This window comes from Pseudomonas sp. JC1203 (assembly GCF_056175065.1).
Genome location: NZ_JBWCAM010000017.1, coordinates 47,872 through 68,687 on the forward strand (window position 1 = coordinate 47,872; position 20,816 = coordinate 68,687).

General features: G+C 63.8%; 20 protein-coding genes. 12 read left to right on the plus strand and 8 right to left on the minus strand.

The window, feature by feature from the left end; all coding sequences use genetic code 11:
• Window positions 1-109: 109 nt before the first annotated feature.
• Window positions 110-1,132 carry a protease SohB gene (sohB, locus tag AC0SZ7_RS23235; protein WP_475506565.1) on the minus strand — a complete coding sequence of 341 codons (1,023 nt, stop codon included), beginning with the start codon at window positions 1,130-1,132 and terminating at the stop codon, window positions 110-112.
• Between the two features lie 204 nt (window positions 1,133-1,336).
• Here sohB and AC0SZ7_RS23240 point away from each other — a divergent pair, with 204 nt between their 5' ends.
• The 8 genes from AC0SZ7_RS23240 (at window position 1,337) to AC0SZ7_RS23275 (ending at window position 9,015) form a co-directional block, all read left to right on the plus strand.
• Window positions 1,337-2,038 carry a histidine phosphatase family protein gene (locus AC0SZ7_RS23240; protein WP_475506566.1) on the plus strand — a complete coding sequence of 234 codons (702 nt, stop codon included), beginning with the start codon at window positions 1,337-1,339 and terminating at the stop codon, window positions 2,036-2,038.
• Window positions 2,039-2,092: 54 nt separating this feature from the next.
• Window positions 2,093-2,407 carry an SCP2 sterol-binding domain-containing protein gene (locus AC0SZ7_RS23245; RefSeq protein ID WP_475506567.1) on the plus strand — a complete coding sequence of 105 codons (315 nt, stop codon included), beginning with the start codon at window positions 2,093-2,095 and terminating at the stop codon, window positions 2,405-2,407.
• A 299-nt stretch (window positions 2,408-2,706) separates the two neighbouring features.
• A complete protein-coding gene (gene efeU / locus AC0SZ7_RS23250; RefSeq protein ID WP_475506568.1) occupies window positions 2,707-3,549 on the plus strand; it encodes an iron uptake transporter permease EfeU in 843 nt (280 codons plus the stop codon).
• Between the two features lie 14 nt (window positions 3,550-3,563).
• On the plus strand, window positions 3,564-4,754 hold the full coding sequence (efeO, locus tag AC0SZ7_RS23255; RefSeq protein WP_475506569.1) for an iron uptake system protein EfeO: 1,191 nt from the start codon (window positions 3,564-3,566) through the stop codon (window positions 4,752-4,754).
• An 18-nt stretch (window positions 4,755-4,772) separates the two neighbouring features.
• Window positions 4,773-6,077 carry an iron uptake transporter deferrochelatase/peroxidase subunit gene (efeB, locus tag AC0SZ7_RS23260; RefSeq protein WP_475506570.1) on the plus strand — a complete coding sequence of 435 codons (1,305 nt, stop codon included), beginning with the start codon at window positions 4,773-4,775 and terminating at the stop codon, window positions 6,075-6,077.
• A gap of 27 nt (window positions 6,078-6,104) precedes the next feature.
• Window positions 6,105-6,932, plus strand: coding sequence for an iron uptake system protein EfeO (gene efeO / locus AC0SZ7_RS23265; RefSeq protein ID WP_475506571.1), 828 nt, complete (start codon window positions 6,105-6,107; stop codon window positions 6,930-6,932).
• Between the two features lie 237 nt (window positions 6,933-7,169).
• On the plus strand, window positions 7,170-8,237 hold the full coding sequence (locus AC0SZ7_RS23270) for a phosphotransferase family protein (protein WP_475506572.1): 1,068 nt from the start codon (window positions 7,170-7,172) through the stop codon (window positions 8,235-8,237).
• Between the two features lie 10 nt (window positions 8,238-8,247).
• The gene (locus AC0SZ7_RS23275) at window positions 8,248-9,015 is read left to right on the plus strand and encodes an SDR family oxidoreductase (protein WP_475506573.1); all 768 of its coding nucleotides are present in this window, start codon (window positions 8,248-8,250) and stop codon (window positions 9,013-9,015) included.
• A 181-nt stretch (window positions 9,016-9,196) separates the two neighbouring features.
• Here AC0SZ7_RS23275 and AC0SZ7_RS23280 read toward each other — a convergent pair whose 3' ends face one another.
• Window positions 9,197-9,646, minus strand: coding sequence for an REP-associated tyrosine transposase (locus AC0SZ7_RS23280; protein WP_475506574.1), 450 nt, complete (start codon window positions 9,644-9,646; stop codon window positions 9,197-9,199).
• A 191-nt stretch (window positions 9,647-9,837) separates the two neighbouring features.
• On the opposite strand from AC0SZ7_RS23280, the gene AC0SZ7_RS23285 reads away from it, so the two are divergent.
• Window positions 9,838-10,617, plus strand: a complete 780-nt coding sequence (locus tag AC0SZ7_RS23285) for a TSUP family transporter (protein ID WP_475506575.1) — start codon at window positions 9,838-9,840, stop codon at window positions 10,615-10,617.
• Here the strand turns inward: AC0SZ7_RS23285 and nudC are convergent.
• The 6 genes from nudC to gnd form a co-directional block, all read right to left on the minus strand.
• A complete protein-coding gene (nudC, locus tag AC0SZ7_RS23290) occupies window positions 10,585-11,415 on the minus strand; it encodes an NAD(+) diphosphatase (protein WP_475506576.1) in 831 nt (276 codons plus the stop codon). The genes AC0SZ7_RS23285 and nudC overlap by 33 nt on opposite strands.
• Before the next feature lie 20 nt (window positions 11,416-11,435).
• Window positions 11,436-12,248 carry a crotonase/enoyl-CoA hydratase family protein gene (locus tag AC0SZ7_RS23295; RefSeq protein ID WP_475506577.1) on the minus strand — a complete coding sequence of 271 codons (813 nt, stop codon included), beginning with the start codon at window positions 12,246-12,248 and terminating at the stop codon, window positions 11,436-11,438.
• Window positions 12,249-12,400: 152 nt separating this feature from the next.
• Complete coding sequence (locus AC0SZ7_RS23300; RefSeq protein WP_475506578.1) at window positions 12,401-14,194, minus strand: glycoside hydrolase family 15 protein; 1,794 nt, start codon at window positions 14,192-14,194, stop codon at window positions 12,401-12,403.
• A 27-nt stretch (window positions 14,195-14,221) separates the two neighbouring features.
• Window positions 14,222-15,055, minus strand: a complete 834-nt coding sequence (locus AC0SZ7_RS23305; protein ID WP_475506579.1) for an HAD family hydrolase — start codon at window positions 15,053-15,055, stop codon at window positions 14,222-14,224.
• Complete coding sequence (zwf, locus tag AC0SZ7_RS23310) at window positions 15,052-16,560, minus strand: glucose-6-phosphate dehydrogenase (protein WP_475506580.1); 1,509 nt, start codon at window positions 16,558-16,560, stop codon at window positions 15,052-15,054. The genes AC0SZ7_RS23305 and zwf overlap by 4 nt, the downstream gene beginning before the upstream one ends.
• A complete protein-coding gene (gene gnd / locus AC0SZ7_RS23315; RefSeq protein ID WP_475506581.1) occupies window positions 16,557-17,570 on the minus strand; it encodes a phosphogluconate dehydrogenase (NAD(+)-dependent, decarboxylating) in 1,014 nt (337 codons plus the stop codon). Before gnd ends, zwf begins: the two co-directional genes overlap by 4 nt.
• Before the next feature lie 295 nt (window positions 17,571-17,865).
• Between gnd and AC0SZ7_RS23320 the strand changes: the two genes are divergently transcribed.
• The 3 genes from AC0SZ7_RS23320 to glgA all read left to right on the plus strand — a co-directional run bounded on the left by AC0SZ7_RS23320 (window position 17,866) and on the right by glgA (window position 20,805).
• A complete protein-coding gene (locus AC0SZ7_RS23320; RefSeq protein ID WP_475506582.1) occupies window positions 17,866-18,051 on the plus strand; it encodes a DUF6026 family protein in 186 nt (61 codons plus the stop codon).
• Window positions 18,052-18,193: 142 nt separating this feature from the next.
• The gene (locus tag AC0SZ7_RS23325; protein ID WP_475506583.1) at window positions 18,194-18,628 is read left to right on the plus strand and encodes a DUF4440 domain-containing protein; all 435 of its coding nucleotides are present in this window, start codon (window positions 18,194-18,196) and stop codon (window positions 18,626-18,628) included.
• 608 nt (window positions 18,629-19,236) lie between these two features.
• Entirely contained in the window at window positions 19,237-20,805 is a 1,569-nt protein-coding gene (gene glgA, locus AC0SZ7_RS23330) for a glycogen synthase GlgA (protein WP_475506584.1), read from the plus strand.
• Window positions 20,806-20,816 lie beyond the last annotated feature (11 nt).

Below are 20,816 nucleotides of genomic sequence, written 5' to 3' on the forward strand. Positions count from 1 at the left end.
TGTACCGTCGCGGCTCACCTCAAACACCCCCGGTAGGAGCCGGCCTTGGCCGCGATGACGCCCGCAAGCGCACATCGCGGCCAAGGCCGGCTTTACCACAAGCGGACTCTTACCAGAACCGCTGCTGGCTGACCTTCTCCCACACCTTCCCTGCCACGTGCTCTACCGAATGGCTCGCCGCCAGGCCTACGCGTTCCTGCAGGCTTTTGCGCTCGGCGTAGTGCAGGTGGAACACCTCGGCCTGCTTGGCGCGTTCGGCCAGGTATTCGTCGCTGGTCTTCAACTCGTCCACCAGTTGCTTTTCCAGCGCCGCCACGCCCAGCCAGACTTCGCCGGTGGCCACTTCGTCAATCGGCAACTGCGGGCGGTAACGGGCGACGAAGTTCTTGAACAGGCGGTGAGTGATGTCCAGGTCTTCCTGGAACTTCTCGCGGCCCTTCTCGGTGTTTTCGCCAAACACGGTCAGGGTGCGCTTGTACTCGCCGGCGGTCAGCACTTCAAAGTCGATGTCATGCTTCTTCAGCAGCTTGTTGACGTTGGGCAACTGCGCCACCACGCCAATCGAGCCGAGGATGGCGAACGGCGCGCTGATGATCTTCTCGCCGATGCACGCCATCATGTAGCCGCCGCTGGCCGCGACCTTGTCGATGCACACGGTCAGCGGCACGCCGGCCTGGCGAATGCGCGCCAGCTGCGAGCTGGCCAAGCCATAGCTGTGCACCATGCCGCCGCCGCTTTCCAGGCGCAGCACCACTTCGTCCTTGGCCGTGGCCAGGGTCAGCAGCGCGGTGATCTCGTGGCGCAGGCTCTCGGTGGCCGACGCCTTGATGTCGCCGTCGAAGTCCAGCACGAACACCCGCGGCCTGGCCTCGGCCTTCTTCTTGCCTTTCTTTTCAGCCTTGGCTTCCTGCTTGCGCAGGGCCTTGAGCTGGTCCTTGTCCAGCAGGGTCGATTCCAGGCGCTCGCGCAGGCCCTTGTAGAAATCGTTGAGCTTGCTCACCTGCAACTGGCCGGCAGTCTTGCGGCGCCCTTTGCCGCGCTGGGCGGCGATGGCGGTCAACACCACGATGATCGCCAGGACCAGGGTGACGGTCTTGGCGAGAAAACTCGCGTACTCGGAGAGAAACTCCACGGTGACTCCTTACGTGCATTGCGCCCTTCGTGAGTGAAGGGCCAGGACAGACTTCCAGCATACCGGTGCGCCCCTGCGGCTACCAGCCTGCGTGACTTACAGGTCATGTCAGGCAATTCAAACAAGCGTATGTTTTTTCATTGACAGGCCCCCGGCATCCTCATAACCTCCAAGGCACTTTCAACGTACCGGGACGACGCGGACGTGGGCAGCATCTATCTGATTCGACATGGCCAGGCCAGCTTCGGCGCCGATGACTACGACGTGCTGTCGCCGCTGGGCATGCGCCAGGCGCAGGTCCTGGGCGCGCACCTGGCCGACCTCGGCCTGCACCTGGACCGCTGCGTGGCCGGCAGCCTGCGGCGCCAGCAGGCCACCGCGCACCTGGCGCTGGAAGCCATGGGCGTGGCCGACCTGGCGGTGGAAACCGACCCCGCCTTCAACGAATTCGACGCCGAGGCGGTCATACGCGCGTTGCTGCCCGACCTGCTGCCCGACGAGCCCGAGGCGCTGCATATATTGCGCAACGCGGCGCACAACCGCAGCGAATTCCAGCGCCTGTTCGCGTTGCTGATGGGCCGCTGGCACGGCGGCCAGCACCCCACCCCGGAAACCGAAAGCTGGGCCGCCTTCGTCGCCCGCGTCGAGGCGGGCCTGCAGCGCCTGCTGGAGCAGGCGGGCAGCGGCACCAACATCGCCGTGTTCACCTCGGGCGGCACCATCGCCGCCCTGCTGCACCTGATTACCGGCGTCTCTGCCGCCCAGGCTTTCGAGCTGAACTGGCAGATCGTCAACACCTCGCTCAGCCAGCTGAAATTCCGCGGCCGCGAGGTAGCCCTGGCTTCCTTCAACAGTCACACTCACCTGCAACTGCTGAAGGCGCCGGAGTTCATCACCTACCGATGAGCCCGGCCCACTGCAATACCTGTCGTTAGCCCCATTGAGAAAAAGGATCGAAGCATGAGCACCCTAGAGAAAGCCCAAGAAGCAATGCAGGCCAAATTCGACCCGTCCGCCGCCGCTGGCCTGGACCTGGTCTTCGGCTTCCGCATCGACGACACCAAGAACTTCTCGCTGGTGGTGAAGGACAAGACCTGCGAACTGCTGCAGGGCGAAAACCCTGACGCCCAGGTGACCCTGGTGATGGACGAGGAAACCCTGAAGGGCATCGTCAGCGGCGAGACCGACGGCATGCAGGCATTCATGGGCGGCAAGCTGCGCGCCGAAGGCGACATGATGCTGGCGATGAAGCTGAGCGAACTGTTTCCAGGCTGATACATCTCTGGTAACAAAAAAGCACCCGGCTCAATAGCCGGGTTCTTTTTGCCTGCCACAATCGCGTAGCAGCTGCCGCAGGCTGCGTCGCCCTCCAGCGCCTCACCCCGATATTCAGGGCGCGACAAAGAGCGGACGCAGCCTCGCGGCAGCTGCTACGGGGCGCATTTCAATGCAAGGGCTTTGCCAATTGCGGAGATAAATTTTCGGGGAAAACTATCCAAAATGATGGCCCCTGTATTCAATAATAAGTCTCATTATGTTACAAGTTAGCATCCTTCTTAAGATTGTGGTGCGAAGTGCTGGTTCCATTTTTGATCATGCTGCGCGAAGGGATTGAAGCCGCGCTCATCGTTGGCATCATTGCCAGTTACCTGAAACAGACCGGTCGCGGTCAGTGGATGCCTGCCGTGTGGATCGGCGTGTTCCTGGCAGCAGCCATCGCCCTGCTGGTGGGCGGCGGCCTGGAACTGGTCAGTGCCGAATTCCCGCAGAAGCAGCAAGAGCTGTTCGAAGGCGCCGTAGGCCTGGTGGCCGTAGTCATCCTCAGCTCCATGGTGTTCTGGATGCGCAAGGTGGCCCGCTCCATCAAGCATTCCCTGCATGAATCCATGGACCGCGCCCTGGCCAACTCCAACAACCAGGTCATTGCCCTGATTGCCATGGTGTTCTTCGCCGTCGCCCGTGAAGGCCTGGAAACCGTATTCTTCCTGCTGGCCGTGTTCCAGCAAAGCGAAGGCCCCGGCGCACCGCTGGGCGCGCTGCTGGGCCTGATCCTGGCCGTGGCCATCGGTTTCGGCATTTATACCGGCAGCATGCGCCTGAACCTGTCGGCGTTCTTCCGCTGGACCGGCCTGTTCATCCTGGTGGTGGCCGCCGGCATCCTGGCCAACTCCGTGCAGGCGCTGCATGAAGCCGGCCTGTGGAACTCGCTGCAGGAAGTGGTGTTCGACATCAGCGCCATCCTGCCGATGGACGGCCCTGTCGGTTCGGTACTGGCCGGCATGTTCGGCTACCAGGACGCTCCTACCGTGAGCACCCTGGGCGCCTACCTGATCTACCTGGCCTTCGCCCTGGTGCTGTTCTTCCTGCCGGCTGGCGCCCCCGTGGCTCGCAAGCCTGCCCCCGCTACTCACTCCTAAGGCTTACCCAGTCAATGTCCAATCAAGCTCCAGGCCTGTCGCCGCGCGTCCTGCGCGCGGCCGTGGCCGGCTCCGTGGTGGTGATGGTCGCCGCCGGTGCACTGTTCTACTACGCCTCGCAAATGGCCTCCAGCAAGCGCCAGGCGAACCACGATGAAATCGTCGTCAACATCCACCCGCACAGCTGCGAACCGAACGCCCTGACCATTCCGGCCGGCCGCGCCAGTTTCCGCATCGTCAACAAATCCGAGCGCGCGGTGGAGTGGGAAATCCTCGACGGCGTACTGGTGGTGGAAGAACGCGAGAACATCACCCCGGGCATGAGCCAGGTGATCAACGCCAACCTGGCGCCCGGCGACTACGCCATTACCTGCGGCCTGTTGAGCAACCCGCGCGGCACCTTGAAGGTCACCCCTACCGCCGAATCCGAGGCCAACGCCAAGGCGCGGCCGTCGATGGTCGCCTTCGTCGGCCCGCTGTCCGAATTCCGCGTGTACCTGAGCCTGCAAGGCAGCGCCCTGGTACGCGCCGTCGACGCCCTGAACCAGGCCATCAGCGCCGGTGACCTGGCCGCCGCCCGCGCCGCCTATGTGCCCGCACGCGTTGCCTACCAAGGCCTGGCCGCCGCTGCCCAGCGCTTCTCCGAGCTGGACAACGCGATCAACGCCCGCGCCGACTACTACGAAAAACGCGAGCAGGACCCAGGCTTCGGCGGTTTCCACCGCATCGAATACGGCCTGTTCCAGCAGCAGAATCTCGACGGCCTGGCGCCCGTGGCACAGAAACTGGCCACCGACGTCGCCGCGCTGAAAACCCAACTGCTGGCGCAGAACCTGCCGCCAGAGCAGCTTGTCGGGATTGTTGCGCGCAACCTGCACAGCCTGGCCGACGTGCGCACCAACGGCGAGGAAGAGCGCTACAGCCACGCTGACCTGAACGGTTTCGCGGCAAACCTTGCCGGCGCGCGCAAAGTGGTCGACCTGCTGCGCCCGGTGCTGGCCAAGTCCGCCGCCGACCTGCTGGTGAAGATCGACGCAGCCGCAGCCGACCTCGACAGCCAGCTGGGCAGCCTGCGCGACGGCGACAGCTACCTCTCGTATGACAAGGTCGGCCCGGATCAGCGCAAGCAGATCGCCGACAAGGCCAAGGCACTGGCCGACGCACTCGACGGAATCGATCCAGCCCTCGGCCTCTCGGCCCTGTAAAAACAGACGACGACACTGATGAGCGATATCAAGAACAGCAACAACCCGGTCGACGCGCAACGCCGTCGCGTCCTGATGGGTATGGGCGCCGCTGGCGTCGCCCTGGCCGGCAGCGCCCTGAGCTGCCCGGCCATGGCCGCCGAGGCGCAAGTGGCCGAAGCGCCGAAAAGCGACAAGACCCAGGACCGCCACGACTACCATGGCCAGCACCAGAGCGGCATCGTCACGCCGCGCCCGGCGGCCGGCATGATGGTCGCCTTCGACGTGCTGGCCAGCGACCACAAGGACCTGGAGCGCCTGTTCAAGCTGTTGGACACGCGCATCAAGTTCCTGATGACCGGCGGCGAAGTCGAGCAGGTGGACGCCAAGCTGCCACCCGTGGACTCGGGCATCCTCGGCCCGGTGGTGACGCCGGACAACCTGACCATCACCGTTTCGGTGGGTGCCTCGCTGTTCGACGAGCGCTTCGGCCTGGAACACGCCAAGCCCAAGCACCTGAGCCAGATGGTCGGTTTCCCCAACGACGCCCTGGAGCCGGCCCTGTGCCACGGCGACCTGACCCTGCAGTTCTGCTCCAACACGCCGGACACCAACATCCACGCCCTGCGTGACATCGTCAAGAACATGCCCGACCTGCTGCTGGTGCGCTGGAAGCAGGAAGGCACCGTGCCTGCACAAGCACCGAAGAAGGCTGACGCCCCCGCCGAGAGCGCGCGCAACTTCCTTGGTTTCCGTGACGGCTCGGCCAACCCCGATTCCAACGACAACAAGGCCATGGACGCCATTGTCTGGGTACAACCGGGCAGCGAAGAGCCGGCCTGGGCCGCCAACGGCAGCTACCAGGCCGTGCGCCTGATCCGCAACTTCGTCGAGCGCTGGGACCGTACTCCGCTGCAGGAACAGGAAAGCATCTTCGGCCGCAAGAAAATCACCGGTGCGCCGTTCGATGGCGCCACCGAGCACGACGTGCCCGACTACCACAAGGACCCGGAAGGCAAGCTCACGCGCCTGGACTCGCACATTCGCCTGGCCAACCCGCGCACGCCCGAGTCCCAGGCCAACCTGATCCTGCGCCGCCCGTTCAACTATTCCAACGGCGTGAACAAGAACGGCCAGCTGGACATGGGCCTGCTGTTCATCTGCTACCAGGCCAACCTGGAAAAAGGTTTCATCACCGTGCAGACCCGCCTCAATGGCGAGCCTCTGGAGGAATACCTCAAGCCTATGGGCGGTGGTTATTTCTTCACCCTGCCGGGGGTTAAAAACGATCAGGACTACATCGGTCGTTCGCTGCTGCAAGCCACCAAAACCAAAAACGCTTAAGTCTTTGACACCATCGGGGATCCTTTCATGAAGAAGTCGCCACTCGCTTTGCTGCTGTCCCTTGGCCTGCTCCACGCACCGGTATCGGCCTTCGCCGCCGACAACTCCCCGCTGGACCTGGTTCAGCCGATCTCGGACTACAAGATCTACGTGACCGAAGAGCTGGACAAACTGGGCGCCGAAACCCAGAAGTTCACCGACGCCATCAAGAAAGGCGACCTGGAAACAGCCAAGAAGCTGTATGCCCCGACTCGCGTCCACTATGAGTCCATCGAGCCGATCGCCGAGCTGTTCAGCGACCTCGACGCCTCGATCGACTCCCGTGTCGACGACCACGAGAAAGGCGTGACCGCCGAAGACTTCACCGGCTTCCACCGCCTGGAGTACAGCCTGTACTCGGAAAAGACCACCAAAGGCCTGGAAGCCCTGGCTGACAAGCTGAACACCGACGTCAAGGACCTGCAGACCCGCGTCGCCGGCCTGACCTTCCCGCCTGAGAAAGTCGTGGGCGGCGCTGCCGCACTGATGGAAGAAGTGGCCGCCACCAAGGTGTCCGGTGAGGAAGACCGTTACAGCCACACCGACCTGTATGACTTCCAGGGCAACGTTGACGGCGCGAAGAAAATCTTCGACCTGTTCCGCCCGCAAGTCTCCAAGAAAGACGCAGCCTTCGTGGGCAAGGTCGACAAGAACTTCGCCACCGTGGACAAGATCCTGGCCAAGTACAAGACCAAGGATGGCGGTTTCGAAACCTACGACAAGGTCAAGGATGCTGACCGCAAGGCGCTGATCGGCCCGGTCAACACCCTGGCCGAAGACCTGTCCACCCTGCGTGGCAAGCTGGGCCTGAACTAAGACGCTCCCCGTAGCAGCGGCCGCCAGGCCGCGTCCCAGGCTCCGCGGTACAGCTGATGTACCGCGTGAAGGCTGGACGCGGCCTGGCGGCCGCTGCTACAGGGGATCTACAATCCGCGCTGTTGATCCCCCTGCAACACCCCCGCCTATAACACCGTCCTCCCCTTGTCCCCTGCCCTGTCGCGCATTAGATTGTTCAATGATCTGACGCCTCCAGAATAAGCAAAAGGGATAACCATGGCGCTAACTGACCAGTCCACTGCCGTGCGCAGCGGCGAAGAGCTCGATGCCGCGCGTATCGACCCCTACCTCAAGGCGCATATTCCCGGCCTTGCCGGCACGCCCGTGATCAGCCAGTTCCCCGGTGGCGCGTCGAACCTCACCTACCTGGTGAAATACCCCGGGCAGGAATTCGTGTTGCGCCGGCCACCCTTCGGCCACAAGGCCAAGTCGGCCCACGACATGGGCCGCGAGTACCGCATCCTCAATCAGCTCAACGCCGGGTTCCCGTACTGCCCCAAGGCCTACGTGCATTGCACCGACGAGTCGGTGATCGGCGCCGAGTTCTATGTGATGGAGCGGGTGGAAGGCATCATCCTGCGCTCGGAAATCCCGCCCGAGCTGGGCCTGGACGCCACCAGCACCCGCGCCCTGTGCCACAGCTTCATCGACAAGTTCGTCGACCTGCACCAGGTGGACTACCAGGCCTGCGGCCTGGGCGACCTGGGCAAGCCCGAGGGCTACGTGGCCCGGCAGATCAGCGGCTGGAGCGACCGCTACGACAAGGCCCGCACCCCCGACGCGCCAGCCTGGGACACGGTGAAAGCCTGGCTGGCCGACAAGCAGCCGGCCGACCACGCCAAGCCGGCCATCGTCCACAACGACTACCGCTTCGACAACGTGATCCTCGACGCCCGCGACCCGATGCAGATCATCGGCGTGCTGGACTGGGAGCTGACCACCCTCGGTGACCCGCTGATGGACCTGGGCAACACCCTGGCCTACTGGGTGCAGGCCGACGACCCGGCGCCGGTGCAACTGATGCGCCGCCAACCCAGCCATGCGCCAGGCATGCTCACCCGCCGCGAGTTCGTGGACTATTACGCCGAGCGCGCGGGCATCCGCATCGACAACTTCGATTTCTACTACACCTACGGCCTGTTCCGCCTGGCCGGCATCGTGCAGCAGATCTACTACCGCTTCTTCCACGGCCAGACCCAGGACAAGCGCTTCGCCCAGTTCATCCACATGAACAAGCTGCTGGAACAGATGAGCCTGAACGTCATCAAGCACTCCACCCTGTAAGGAAACCGAGATGTCCAAGACGCAATTGTTCGACCTCGACGGCAAGATCGCCTTCGTTTCCGGCGCCAGCCGCGGCATCGGCGAGGCCATCGCCAAACTGCTGGCCCAACAGGGCGCCCACGTCATCGTGTCCAGCCGCAAGCTGGACGGCTGCCAGCAGGTGGCCGACGCCATCGTTGCCGACGGCGGCAAGGCCACTGCCATCGCCTGCCACATCGGCGAAATGGAGCAGATCAGCCAGGTGTTCAGCCGCATCCGCGAAGAGTTTGGCCGGTTGGACATCCTGGTCAACAACGCCGCCACCAACCCGCAGTTCTGCAACGTGCTGGACACCGACCTGGGCGCGTTCCAGAAGACCGTGGACGTGAACATCCGCGGCTACTTCTTCATGTCGGTGGAAGCCGGCAAGCTGATGCGCGAGCACGGCGGCGGCAGCATCATCAACGTCGCGTCCATCAACGGCGTGTCGCCGGGCGTGTTCCAGGGCATCTACTCGGTCACCAAGGCGGCGGTCATCAACATGACCAAGGTGTTCGCCAAGGAGTGCGCGCAGTTCGGCATCCGCTGCAACGCCCTGCTGCCGGGCCTCACCGACACCAAGTTCGCCTCGGCGCTAGTGAAGAACGACGCCATCCTCAACACCGCCCTGGCGCAAATCCCGCTCAAGCGCGTGGCCGCCCCCAGCGAGATGGCCGGCACCGTGCTGTACCTGGCCAGCGACGCCTCCAGCTACACCACCGGCGTGGCGCTGAACGTGGACGGCGGTTTCCTGTCCTGACCCCAACAGCTCGCTGGCAAGCTAGCTCCCACATGGGCAGACTGCACTGCCAGCGAGCGCTTCACATCAAACTGGCAGGCTGCACTGGCCCTTGGTAAGAGAGCTATCCTGTCAGCCAGCCATTCACAACAGACCAGCGGATTGCACTGACCCTTGTGGGAGCTGGCTTGCCAGCGAGCTCTTAAACCCACACCGCATCCCACAGGGGGTAATCCCCAACGTGACCGACCAGTCCCGCCCGCACTGGATTTCGGACGATGTACCGTGCCACAGCCAGCAAATCCTCCTCCTTGCGAATAGCCCGATCATGAAATCCCTGCTGCCAAAGTTGCCCAGAGCGACCCAGCAATCGATTTACAGCCTGGCTTGATCGTGACTTGGTCCTGCGCATGACTGCCGCCAAACTGCCCGTACGCAATTGAACCAGCCAATGAAAATGGTCCGGCATCACCACCCATGCCAAAGAATCCAGCCAGCCTTGTTCCTCGGTTCGCATCAGTTCACGCACTACCAGTCGCCCCACGCGCCAGTCGGTAAAGAACGCTTCGCGGTCAAAGGTATTGGTAGTCAAGACGTAGATTTGCCCTTCTCCTGAAAAGCGGCCTTTGCGCAATATCACTGAACAAGGCATTCCATTGCCTCCTTGGGAAAAATGGCAACGGTAACCACAGGTGCCCGGTGCGGGAAACATCGGTTGTGCTTCAGATTGTTAAAGCTCGCTGGCAAGCCAGCTCCCACAAAGGTGGGAGCTGGCTTGCCAGCGAGCTTTTTGGGACTCAAAGGGCTAAAATACGCGCCCTGCCAAAAACAACGATCTGCGCCATGCCTTTCGAACTGAGCACCGACCCCACTACCCTCCTCATTCTTGCCGTCGTCGCCTTCGTGGCCGGTTTCATCGATGCCATCGCCGGTGGCGGCGGGCTGCTGACCACGCCTGCGCTGCTCACCGCCGGCCTGCCGCCGCACCTGGTGCTGGGCACCAACAAGCTGAGCTCCACCTTCGGCTCGGCCACCGCCAGCTTCACCTTCATCCGCCGCAAGCTGTTCCACCCGAAGGAATGGTGGCCCGCCATCATCTTCACGCTGGTGGGCTCGCTGCTGGGCGCCGTGGCGGCGCACTACATGCCCTCGGAATGGCTGAACAAGATGTTGCCGGTGATCGTCTTCGCCTGCGGCCTGTACCTGCTGTTCGGCGGCACGCCGAAGGGCCCGGTGGACAGCCACGCGCCAATCAAGCAGAAACGCCAGATCCCCCAGGGCCTGGCATTGGGCTTCTACGACGGCGTGGCCGGCCCGGGCACGGGTGCGTTCTGGACGGTCAGTTCGATGCTGATGTACCCCATCGACCTGGTCCGCGCCAGCGGCGTGGCGCGCACCATGAACTTCGTCAGCAACGCAGCGGCGCTGGCGGTGTTCATCATCAATGGCAGCGTGGACTGGCTGATCGGCCTGAGCATGGGCACCTGCCTGATGGTAGGCGCCTTCTTCGGCGCGCGCAGCGCCATCAGTGGTGGGGCGAAGTTCATTCGCCCGGTGTTCATCACCGTGGTGCTGGGGCTGACCGTGCGGCTAGCCTGGCAGCACTGGTTCAGCCAACCCTAAGCGCTGCGCCGCGTAGTGGTCGATCAAATACCGCGCGATCGACCGCGACGCCGGCAGCGGCGGCAGTTCATGCACGTTGAACCACTGCGCGTCCTCGATCTCGTCGGCCTGGGGCACAATCTCGCCGCTTTCATACTCGGCGTGGAAACCCAGCATCATCGAGTGCGGGAACGGCCAGCACTGGCTGCCCAGGTAGCGGATATTGCGAACCTTGACCTGCACCTCTTCCATCACCTCGCGGCGCACGCAATCCTCGGCCGACTCACCCGGCTCGGCGAAGCCTGCCAGGGTGCTGTAGACGCCGGTGACAAAGCGCGGTGAGCGCGCCAGCAGGATCTCGTCGCCACGGGTGATGAGCACGATCATGCTCGGCGAGATGCGCGGGTAGCTGCGCAGGTCGCACGCCTGGCAATACATGGCGCGCTCCCAGTGGATCTGGCTCATGGGCTGGCCGCAGCTGCCGCAGAAACGGTGCTCGCGGGCCCAGGTGCCGATCTGCGCGGCGTAGGCCAGCAGCTTGTAGGTGTCGAAGTCGCCCTGCAGCATGAACTGGCGCAGGCCCTGCCACTGCACGCCGTCGATATCGGCGGGGCCGTGCAGTTCCAGCAGGTACACCGGCTCACCGTCGAAGTGGCCGATGCCGTGTTCGGCCAGCACGTCCAGCCCCTGCTTCTTCAGCCATTCGCGGGGAAACAGCACGCCATTGGCGTCGAAGGCAAAGCCCTGGGCGCAGCGGGCCACGGCCCAGCCCCCGGGCAGGCTGGTATCCAGTACGGCGGTGGTCCAGCGTTGAGACATCAGGGGCTCCTTATCGAATGTCAGTCATCGAACTGCGGTGTCTGTTTGCTCATGCTCGCGGCCATGGCCACGCGCAGGTCAGCGCTCTGCAGCATCGCCGCGTTCCAGGTGGCGATGTATTCCAGGCCGTCGGCAACGCTGTGGTCGCGCATGTAGCCGATCATGGTCTTGGTGCCGGCGATGGCGATTGGCGACTTGCCGGCGATGTCGGCGGCGATGGCAAATACGCCATCGAGCAGGCTCGCGGTGTCGGGGTAAACGCGGTTGACCAGGCCGATGCTGCGCGCTTCCTCGGCATCGACCTTGCGCCCGGTGTAGGCCAATTCCCTGAGGATGCCATCACCGATGATGCGTGGCAAACGTTGCAGCGTGCCGACGTCGGCAGCCATGCCCATGTCCACCTCCTTGATCGAGAAGTGCGCGTCGGCGGCAGCGTAGCGCATGTCGCAGGCGGCGATCAGGTCGATGGCACCGCCGATGCAGTAGCCCTGCACCGCTGCCAGCACCGGTTTGCGGCAGCTGTCGACGGCGTTGAACGAGGCCTGCATCTCGAGGATCTTGCGCCGCAGGGCGCGGGCGTTGCGGCCGGTGTCCTTGCCCAGTTCGCTGGCTACCGAGGCCAGCAGGCTCAGGTCGATGCCGGCGGAGAAGTGCTTGCCAGCGCCGCTGAGCACCACCACGCGCACGGCCTCGGTGTCGTCCACCCACTGGAAGATCTCGATAATCTCGCGCCAGAACGCCGCGTTCATGGCGTTGACCTTGTCGGGGCGGTTGATCTGCACGTGGGCGACATGGCCCTTGAGTTCGACGTGGAAGGCCTGGTACTCGGTCATGGCGGGCGTCCTTTGTTATTGATGGGAAGGACTATACCAAGACAATGCGCCAGGAAAAGCGTGCTCCACAGGTTGGCCGAAATGCCCTGTGTGCCGGGACGCGGCCTGTGGCCGCTGCTACAGAAGGTGTGTAGCAGCGGCCGCAGGCCGCGTCATGAGGCCTTCGCGCGCTCTTGCGCCGGGCACTGGGCGCGGTGCAGGTTGAGGGCGGTGTTGATGATGCCGATGTGGCTGAACGCCTGCGGGAAGTTGCCCAGCATGCGCCCGCCGCGCGGGTCGTATTGCTCGGCCAGCAGGCCGACGTCATTGCACAGGCCGCTCAAGCGCCCGAACAGCGCCTGGGCGTCGTCCATGCGGCCCAGCATGGCGTAGACGTCGGCCAGCCAGAACGAACACACCAGGAACGTCCCCTCCCCCGGCTCAAGGCCGTCGCAACCGGTCTCGGTGTCGTAGCGCAGCAGCAGGCCATCGCGCATCAGGCGTTGCTCGATCTGCCCCAGGGTGGCCAGGAAACGCGGGTCGTCCACCGGCAGGAAGCCGGTGAGGGCGATCTGCAACAGGCTGGCGTCGGTCTGCGCCGAGCCGTAGGCCTGCACGAAGCCGCCGTGCCGAGGGTCGACGCCGTGGGCGCAGACGTCGGCATGAATCAGGTCGGCCACCGCGCGGTAATGCCGGCCTCGCTCGGCGTCACCACCCTCACCGGCCTGCAGCTTCGCAGAGCGGTCGAACGCCACCCACGCCATCACCTTGGAGTGCACAAAGTGCCGCGGCTCGCCACGGATCTCCCACAGGCCTTCGTCGGGCTTGCGCCAGATGCTTTCCAGGTACGGCATGATCACCCCGAAGATCGCCCGGCTGCGCGGGTGGCGCGGCAGCCCGCCGCGAATCGCCTGGGTCATGGCGTCGGCCACCTCGCCGTACACGTCCAGCTGCAATTGGGTGGCGGCGGCATTGCCGATGCGCACCGGCTGCGAGCCTTCGTAGCCGCTCAGCCACGGCAGGGTATATTCGGGCAGGCGCCGCTCGCCGCCCAGGCCATACATGATCTGCATCTGTTCCGGGTTGCCAGCCACCGAGCGCATCAGCCATTCGCGCCAGGCGCTGGCTTCCTCGAAGTAGCCCAGGTTCATGAACGCCAGCAGGGTCATGGTGGCGTCGCGCAGCCAGCAGAAACGGTAGTCCCAGTTGCGCTCGCCACCGAGGAATTCCGGCAGCGAGGTGGTCACCGCGGCGACGATGCCGCCGGTGGGTTCGTAGGTCAGGGCCTTGAGCACGATCAGCGAACGCTTGACCTGTTCGGTGTAAGGCCCCACGTCCGGGCAGCGGTCGGTGAACGTACGCCAGAAGCTTTCGGTTTCCGCCAACGCCGCCTCGCCGTCGAATGCCTCGCGCAGCGGCAGGATGGAGTCCTGGTAAGTCAGCACGAACACCCGCCGCTCGCCAGCGGCCACGCTGAAACGGCTGCCGGTGGCGTGGTCCACTGCCTCAAGCGGCGTGGCGCTGTGCAGCACCAGCATCTCCGGGCCGGCCACGGCGGTGAGCACCTGCGCATGGGCCTGCTCTACCCAGGGCACGCTGCTGCCGTAGTCGAAGCGGATGATCAGCTCCATGTCGAACGCCACCGTGCCGCTGACGCCTTCGACAATGCGCACCACGCTGCTGTGCTCACCTGGCGGCATGAAGTCGATCAACCGCGCCTGGCCGCTGGCAGTGGTGAACGTGGTTTCCAGCACCAGAGTGCCGTCACGGTAGGCGCGGCTGACCTCGAACGGCTCGCTGGGTGCCAGGCGCCAGCGGCCATTATGCTCGTCGCCCAGCAGGGCGGCGAAGCAGGCGGGTGCGTCGAAACGGGGGAAACACAGCCAGTCCAGCGAGCCCTGCTTGTCGACCAGCGCGGCAGTCCTGCAATTGCCGAGCAAGGCATAGTCTTCAATCAATGCGGCCATGGTGGGGTCAACCTTGTGCGGGAAAATTCAGCGGGTGTGCGGCGCCCTCGGCAGGATCAGGTCGCGGATGGCATCGGCCACGCCCTGCTCGCGGTTGCTGCCGGTGACGTGGTCGGCGTGCGCCTTGACCCCGTCCTCAGCCTGGCCCATGGCAATGGACAGCCCGGCGCGGTTGAACATCGCCACGTCGTTGCCGCCATCGCCCAGCACTGCCGTCTGCGCCAGCGGCACCTTGAGGTGCTCGGCCAGCTCAGCCAGGGCCTCGCCCTTGTTGGCCAGCAGCGCGGTGATGTCCAGGTAGTAGTTCTGCGAGCGGGCCGCCAGGGCCTGGCCCTCGATCAGGCCGCTGAGCTCGTGCTCCAGCCGCGCCAGCAAGTCGAAGTCGGCGCAGGTGGCGACGATCTTGTCGACACGGTCCAGGTACGGGGTGAAGTCGTCGACCTGCACGTAGCCGTAACCCAGGGCGTCTAGCTCCTTGCCCAGGTACTGAGTGTCGGGGTTGGTCAGGTACCACTCGTCGTCAGCGAACAGCCACACCGCCACCGGGTGCCGGGCGAACAGCGCCAGGCTGGTCTCCACCGCACGCCGGTCGACGCAGTGGCGTGCCACCACGCTGCCGTCGGGGTTGGCCAGGGTGCCGCCGTTGAACGCCGCGAACGGCACGTCGATGCCCAACTGTTCAACGATCGCCAGCATCGCCCGGGGCGGGCGCGCGCTGGCCAGGCTGAAAGCGATGCCCGCCTCGCGCAGTTGCCTGATGGCTGCCAGCACACGGTCGCCCACGGTGTGGTCGGGCAGCAGCAAGGTGCCGTCCATGTCGCTGAGCACCAAACGGATGAGGTCGTTCGACGGTTCACTCATCCCAGGCTGTGCCAGGAGCGGCCGTCACGGGCCAACAGTTCCTCGGCCGACTCCGGGCCATCCTCGCCGGCGGCGTAGGTGTCAATCTTGCCACCGTCACGCCAGGCATCGAGGAATGGCTGCACCGCACGCCAGCCGTTCTCGATGTTGTCGGCACGCTGGAACAGCGTCTGGTCACCGGTGAGGCAGTCGTAGATCAGCGTCTCGTAACCGGTGGACGGCTGCATCTGGAAGAAATCCTTGTAGGCGAAGCCCAGCTCGACGTTCTCCATCACCAGTGCCGGCCCCGGCCGCTTGGCCATCAGGTCGAACCACATGCCCTCGTTGGGCTGGATCTGGATGCGCAGATAGTTGGGCGCCAGGCGCTCCACCTCGGTGTCGCGGAACTGCGCATAGGGCGCCTGCTTGAAGCAGATGGCGATCTCGGTGTCACGCACGCTCATGCGCTTGCCGGTGCGCAGGTAGAACGGCACGCCCACCCACCGCCAGTTGTCGATCATCACCTTCAGTGCCACGAACGTCTCGGTGCGGCTTTCCGGGTCGACCTTGGGTTCCTGGCGGTAGCCGGGCTTGCCGCCCTCGCCCGCCGTGTACTGGCCACGCACCGAGTTCTTCAGCGCGTCGGCCTTGGACCAGGGGCGGATAGCCCCGACCACCTTGGCCTTCTCGCCACGTACCGCGTCGGCACCGAAGGCGGCCGGCGGTTCCATGGCGACCATGGCCAGCAGCTGGAACAGGTGGTTGGGCACCATGTCGCGCAGGGCGCCGGTGCTGTCGTAGAAATTGCCCCGTGTTTCCACCCCGACGGTTTCCGCCGCGGTGATCTGCACGTGGTCAATATAGTGATTGTTCCAGAAAGCCTCGAAAATGCCGTTGGAAAAACGGCTGATGAGGATGTTCTGGACGGTTTCCTTGCCCAGGTAGTGGTCGATCCGGTAGATCTGCTTTTCGCTCATGACGCTCAACAAACAGGCGTTGAGGGCCTCGGCGGTAGGCAGATCGGAACCGAAGGGTTTTTCGATCACTACGCGGCGGAAGGCGTCGGGCTGCTCCTGGAGCAACCCGGCGTGGCCCAGCCGCTGCGCCACTTCACTGAAGAAGCGCGGCGAAGTGGCCAGGTAGAACACGGCATTGCCGGTGCGGTTGGCGGCTATGCGCTCGCCAATCGCCTGGTAGGTGCCATCGTCGAGAAAATCGCCACTGATGTAGCTGATGCGCTTGGCAAGCTTGGCCCACAGCGCCGGGTCGAGGGCCTTTTCGGCCCCCTCCGGGTTTTTCGCGCGCGCCTGCTCGATGATGAAATCGTGCAGCTTGGCAGCGAAGTCAGCATCGCTGACCTCGTTGTGGTCGACACCGACGATATGCAGGCCATTGTCCAGCAGACCGTCACGACTCAGGTTGTACAGCGCCGGCATGAGCAGGCGCTTTACCAGGTCGCCATGGGCGCCAAAGAGAAACAGCGTAGTGGGGGGTGCTGCGTCTACCTTGGACTTTGCCCGTGTCATTTAGGAACCTCGATATGGCCGCCGAAACCAAAGCGCATCGCCGACAGCAGCTTGTCGCCGTAGGTGCTTTCCTGGCGGGAACGGAAACGTGCGAACAGCGAACCTGCCAGCACCGGTACCGGTACTGCCTGCTCCACTGCCGCGTCAATGGTCCAGCGACCTTCACCGCTGTCCGACACCGAGCCCGAGTAGCCGTCCAGCGCCGGGTCACCGACCAGCGCGTCGGCGGTCAGGTCCAGCAGCCAGGAGGACACCACGCTGCCGCGGCGCCATACTTCGGCGATCTCGGCCAGGTTCAGGTCAAAGCGCTGGTCTTCCGGCAGCGCGGTGCTGTTCTTGGTCTTCAGAATGTCGAAGCCTTCGGCGAAGGCCTGCATCATGCCGTATTCGATGCCGTTGTGGATCATCTTCACGAAGTGGCCGGAACCGGCCGGGCCTGCGTGGATGTAACCATTTTCGGCGTTGTTGTGCTCACCTTCGCGGCCCTTGGTGCGCGGGATGTCGCCCACGCCAGGGGCCAGGCAGGCCAGCAGCGGGTCGAGGCGGTTGAAGATCGCGGTTTCGCCGCCGATCATCATGCAGAAACCGCGGTCCAGGCCCCACACGCCGCCGGAAGTGCCGACGTCGACGTAGTGGATCTGGCGCTCGGCGAGTTCCTTGGCGCGACGAATGTCATCCTTGTAGAAGGTGTTGCCGCCGTCGATGATCACATCGTCGGGTTCCAGCAGGCCAGCCAGTTGCTGGATAGTGTCTTCGGTTGGCGCGCCCGCAGGCAGCATCACCCAGACAGCACGGGGTGCGTCCATCTGACGCACCAGGTCTGCCAGGTCAGTCGCTGTTACGGCGCCTTCTTCACCCAGTTTTGCCACGGAAGACTGATCACGGTCCCAGACCACGGTCTGGTGGCCTCCGCGCATCAGCCTTCTCGAAATATTGCCGCCCATGCGGCCCAGTCCCACGATTCCCAATTGCATGCCGGTGCTCCACTGATGCGTAAATAGGTGTGTCACACCTTCAAAGCGCTAATGGTCTCAAAGCTTAGTACAGGGTTGCCAGAGTTAGTTTCGACTTTAGCCGTTCGTCGGTGCACTTTTTTCTTCAAACCCTCTGTCATCAAGCCTTCTTCAACGCCTGCGGGCACTTGCCGCCACATGAAGAAAAAGACACGGTGACCATGAAAAATAAAAAAGTTCCCTTGGCGCCCGAAAGAAATCAAAATCCGCGCCGACAGAGGTACAGACAGACCTGGCAAACGCTCAAGGTCGGCTATCCTCACTGTGAGACATGCCATTTGCGAGGTGAGCAATGGGAACTTTACTGCCAGCAACACCCCCCCAAACCCTCTATGTCACGGTGCGCCGTGACGAACTGCGCGAATTGAAAGAAGAACGCGACCGGTTGCAGAAGAAGGTCGCCCATCTAACCATGATGCTCTTGCAGTCCCAGCAGGACACCGGCATTGCCGGTGGCGCCCAGGCCAAGATCGCCTGATTCTGTCCCTCCCCGTACCGGCAGGGGTTCGCCCTGCCGGCCAACGCCGGAATTCTTTCCCGATACCACCCCACTTGCCTGGCTCCTAGAGTGCCTGGCCCGAGCGCGTCGCATCCAGCGGTGGCCTCCCGTGGAGATTGGCATGAAAGGATTTACCCTGTTGGCCCTGCTGTTATCCCCCTTCGCCGCCCAGGCGTGCCAAACCGCCAGTGAAACGCAAGTGGGCGAACTGTTCGACCGCTGGAACAGCGCCCTGCAAAGCGGCGACCCAGGCGTGGTTGCAGCTACCTACCACGTTGATGCGGTGCTGCTGCCGACGTTGTCCAACCAGGTACGCCTGACGCCCACCGAACGGCTGGAGTATTTCCAGCACTTTCTGGACAAGCGCCCCACAGGCCGCATCGTCAGCCGCAGCGTGCGCAGCCAGTGCGACACGGTTCTGGATGCCGGGGTGTATGAGTTCACCTTCGCCGCCACCGGCGAAACCGTGCAGGCGCGCTACAGCTATACGTGGGATTGGGATGGCAAGCAGTGGCTGATCGGCAGCCATCACTCGTCGCTGATGCCGCAGGGCTGACCCATTCCGGACGCGGCCTGAACGCTCCGGAGAAACAACTGTACTTTGTGGGAGCTGGCTTGCCCGCGAGTTTTTAGGGCCGCAACAGCTCGCTGGCAAGCCAGCTCCCACAACACAGTTGTGGTGGGTGTGTGTTGCCAGGTTTGTTTTCGTGCCAAAACCGCCTGGGGGGCAAGCCAGCTCCCACAACAACGTCGTACAACCCAACGTTCCGATGTGTTTCTAGAAATTTCATTCTAACCCCGCCACCCCGCCAAACCCGCGTATTTCAAGGCCCCGCCCCCAACCGGTCCAACCCACCACCGCATCCCGACCTTCCGTCAGTCGTGCCGTGACCACGAAGTCTGAAAATTTTCCTACACTCAAAACTCAGCCCGCACACCGCTCGGGAGGCTCGACTGTAAAAAGTCGAAACTTCCGCAATAGCGGCAGGTCAGGTTAAAGGTAGGCCGCGGATGTGAAGTTCATTTCAGCGGCTGACCCACCCCACCCAGTCAATTCGCCACCGGCAGGATCGCCGGCGCGCGTCGCGCTTGTGCGCTTGGCCGTGGGGTCGCTGAATCAAATCAGGTGCTTGCCACACATGCATTAATGCACGGGAGAGAACAATGATCAGTGCCGCTGTCGAAATCCATGGAGAGCGTTTTACACAGCAGGAAAGCGAGCCGACTGAACTGGCGCAGATCACATCGACGGGCAAGGCACTCAACACCGAGGCGCGTCGCGATTCTCAGCGTCAGAAAGTACTGTTCGTAACGTCGGAAATCGCCGATCTGGTCAAGACCGGTGGCCTGGGCGACGTGTCGCAGGCCCTGCCCCGGGCGATGAGCCCGCTGCACGACGTAAGGGTGTTGATCCCCGGCTACCCGCAGGTGCTCAACAGTGACAACCCCATCCACCTGGTGGGTGAACTGGGCGGCCACGCGGCCCTGCCCCCGTGCAAGATCGGCCGCATGGACCTGGCCGATGGCCTGGTCATCTACGTGCTGATCTGCCCCGAGCTGTACGAGCGCGACGGCACCCCCTACGGCGCCAACAATGGCCGCGACTGGCCAGACAACCATATCCGCTTCGCCCGCCTGGGCCTGGCCGCCGCCGACATTGCCGCCGGCCTGGGCATGGTGCACTGGAAGCCTGACCTGGTGCACGCCCACGACTGGCCCGCCGGCATGGCCCCTGCCTATATGCACTGGCGCGGCCTGAGCACCCCTACCCTGTTCACCATCCACAACCTGGCCTACCAGGGTGTGGTCAGCCGTGCCTGCTGCCCCGAGCTGGGCGTGCCCGAGCATGCGCTGCAGCAGGAAGGCATGGAGTTCTACGGCAAGCTCTCGTTCCTCAAGGCCGGCATGGCCTACTCCAGCCACATCACCACCGTCAGCGCCACCTACGCCGAGGAAATCACCACCCCCGAGTTTGGCTGCGGCCTGGACGGGTTCCTCAGCAGCAAGGCCTACCAGGGCCTGCTGGGCGGCATTCCCAACGGCATCGACGACAGCTGGGACTCGGCCACCGACCCGCACCTGGTGTGCCCGTTCAGCCTCAATGACTGGGAAGGCAAACAGGTGAACGCCGACCACGTGCGTGAACTGTTCGAGCTGGACGAGTCCGAAGGCCCGCTGTTTGCCGTGGTTTCGCGCCTGGTGTACCAGAAAGGCCTGGACCTGACCCAGGGTGTGGCCGAGTACATCGTCAACAAGGGCGGCCAGATCGCGATCATCGGCCGTGGCGAACCGGAAGAGGAACAGGCCATGCGCGAGCTGGCCCAACGCTTCCCCGGCAAGATCAGCGTGCGCATCGGCTTCAACGAAACCGATGCGCGCCGCATGTTCGCCGGCAGCGACTTCCTGCTGATGCCGTCGCGCTACGAGCCCTGCGGCCTGAGCCAGATGTACGCCCAGCGCTACGGCTCGCTGCCGGTGGCGCGCAACACCGGCGGCCTGGCCGACACCATCGAGGACGGCGTCACCGGCTTCCTGTTCAACGAATCCACCGTGGCCAGCTACGAGGAAGCCCTGAGCCGGGCCTTCTACGTGTACAGCAAGCCCGACCTGCTCAACGCCATGCGCTGCCTGTCCATGACCCAGCCGTTCAACTGGAGCCAGGCGGTGGAACCCTACGCCAAACTTTACTCGGAACTCGTGCACAAATCGGTGGCCGTATCAGGTAGACACTAACGGAAGAGGTT

What these genes read in the sequence shown, in the direction of transcription:
- AC0SZ7_RS23245 (WP_475506567.1), top strand. Translation starts at nt 2,093, where the DNA reads ATGAGCACCCTAGAGAAAGCCCAAGAAGCAATGCAGGCCAAATTCGAC.
- AC0SZ7_RS23295 (WP_475506577.1), bottom strand. Translation starts at nt 12,248, where the DNA reads ATGACCGAGTACCAGGCCTTCCACGTCGAACTCAAGGGCCATGTCGCC.
- AC0SZ7_RS23300 (WP_475506578.1), bottom strand. Translation starts at nt 14,194, where the DNA reads ATGGCCGCATTGATTGAAGACTATGCCTTGCTCGGCAATTGCAGGACT.
- nudC (WP_475506576.1), bottom strand. Translation starts at nt 11,415, where the DNA reads ATGTCTCAACGCTGGACCACCGCCGTACTGGATACCAGCCTGCCCGGG.
- efeB (WP_475506570.1), top strand. Translation starts at nt 4,773, where the DNA reads ATGAGCGATATCAAGAACAGCAACAACCCGGTCGACGCGCAACGCCGT.
- AC0SZ7_RS23325 (WP_475506583.1), top strand. Translation starts at nt 18,194, where the DNA reads ATGAAAGGATTTACCCTGTTGGCCCTGCTGTTATCCCCCTTCGCCGCC.
- AC0SZ7_RS23320 (WP_475506582.1), top strand. Translation starts at nt 17,866, where the DNA reads ATGGGAACTTTACTGCCAGCAACACCCCCCCAAACCCTCTATGTCACG.
- AC0SZ7_RS23285 (WP_475506575.1), top strand. Translation starts at nt 9,838, where the DNA reads ATGCCTTTCGAACTGAGCACCGACCCCACTACCCTCCTCATTCTTGCC.
- AC0SZ7_RS23270 (WP_475506572.1), top strand. Translation starts at nt 7,170, where the DNA reads ATGGCGCTAACTGACCAGTCCACTGCCGTGCGCAGCGGCGAAGAGCTC.
- efeO (WP_475506571.1), top strand. Translation starts at nt 6,105, where the DNA reads ATGAAGAAGTCGCCACTCGCTTTGCTGCTGTCCCTTGGCCTGCTCCAC.
- AC0SZ7_RS23280 (WP_475506574.1), bottom strand. Translation starts at nt 9,646, where the DNA reads ATGCCTTGTTCAGTGATATTGCGCAAAGGCCGCTTTTCAGGAGAAGGG.
- AC0SZ7_RS23305 (WP_475506579.1), bottom strand. Translation starts at nt 15,055, where the DNA reads ATGAGTGAACCGTCGAACGACCTCATCCGTTTGGTGCTCAGCGACATG.
- zwf (WP_475506580.1), bottom strand. Translation starts at nt 16,560, where the DNA reads ATGACACGGGCAAAGTCCAAGGTAGACGCAGCACCCCCCACTACGCTG.
- efeO (WP_475506569.1), top strand. Translation starts at nt 3,564, where the DNA reads ATGTCCAATCAAGCTCCAGGCCTGTCGCCGCGCGTCCTGCGCGCGGCC.
- glgA (WP_475506584.1), top strand. Translation starts at nt 19,237, where the DNA reads ATGATCAGTGCCGCTGTCGAAATCCATGGAGAGCGTTTTACACAGCAG.
- AC0SZ7_RS23275 (WP_475506573.1), top strand. Translation starts at nt 8,248, where the DNA reads ATGTCCAAGACGCAATTGTTCGACCTCGACGGCAAGATCGCCTTCGTT.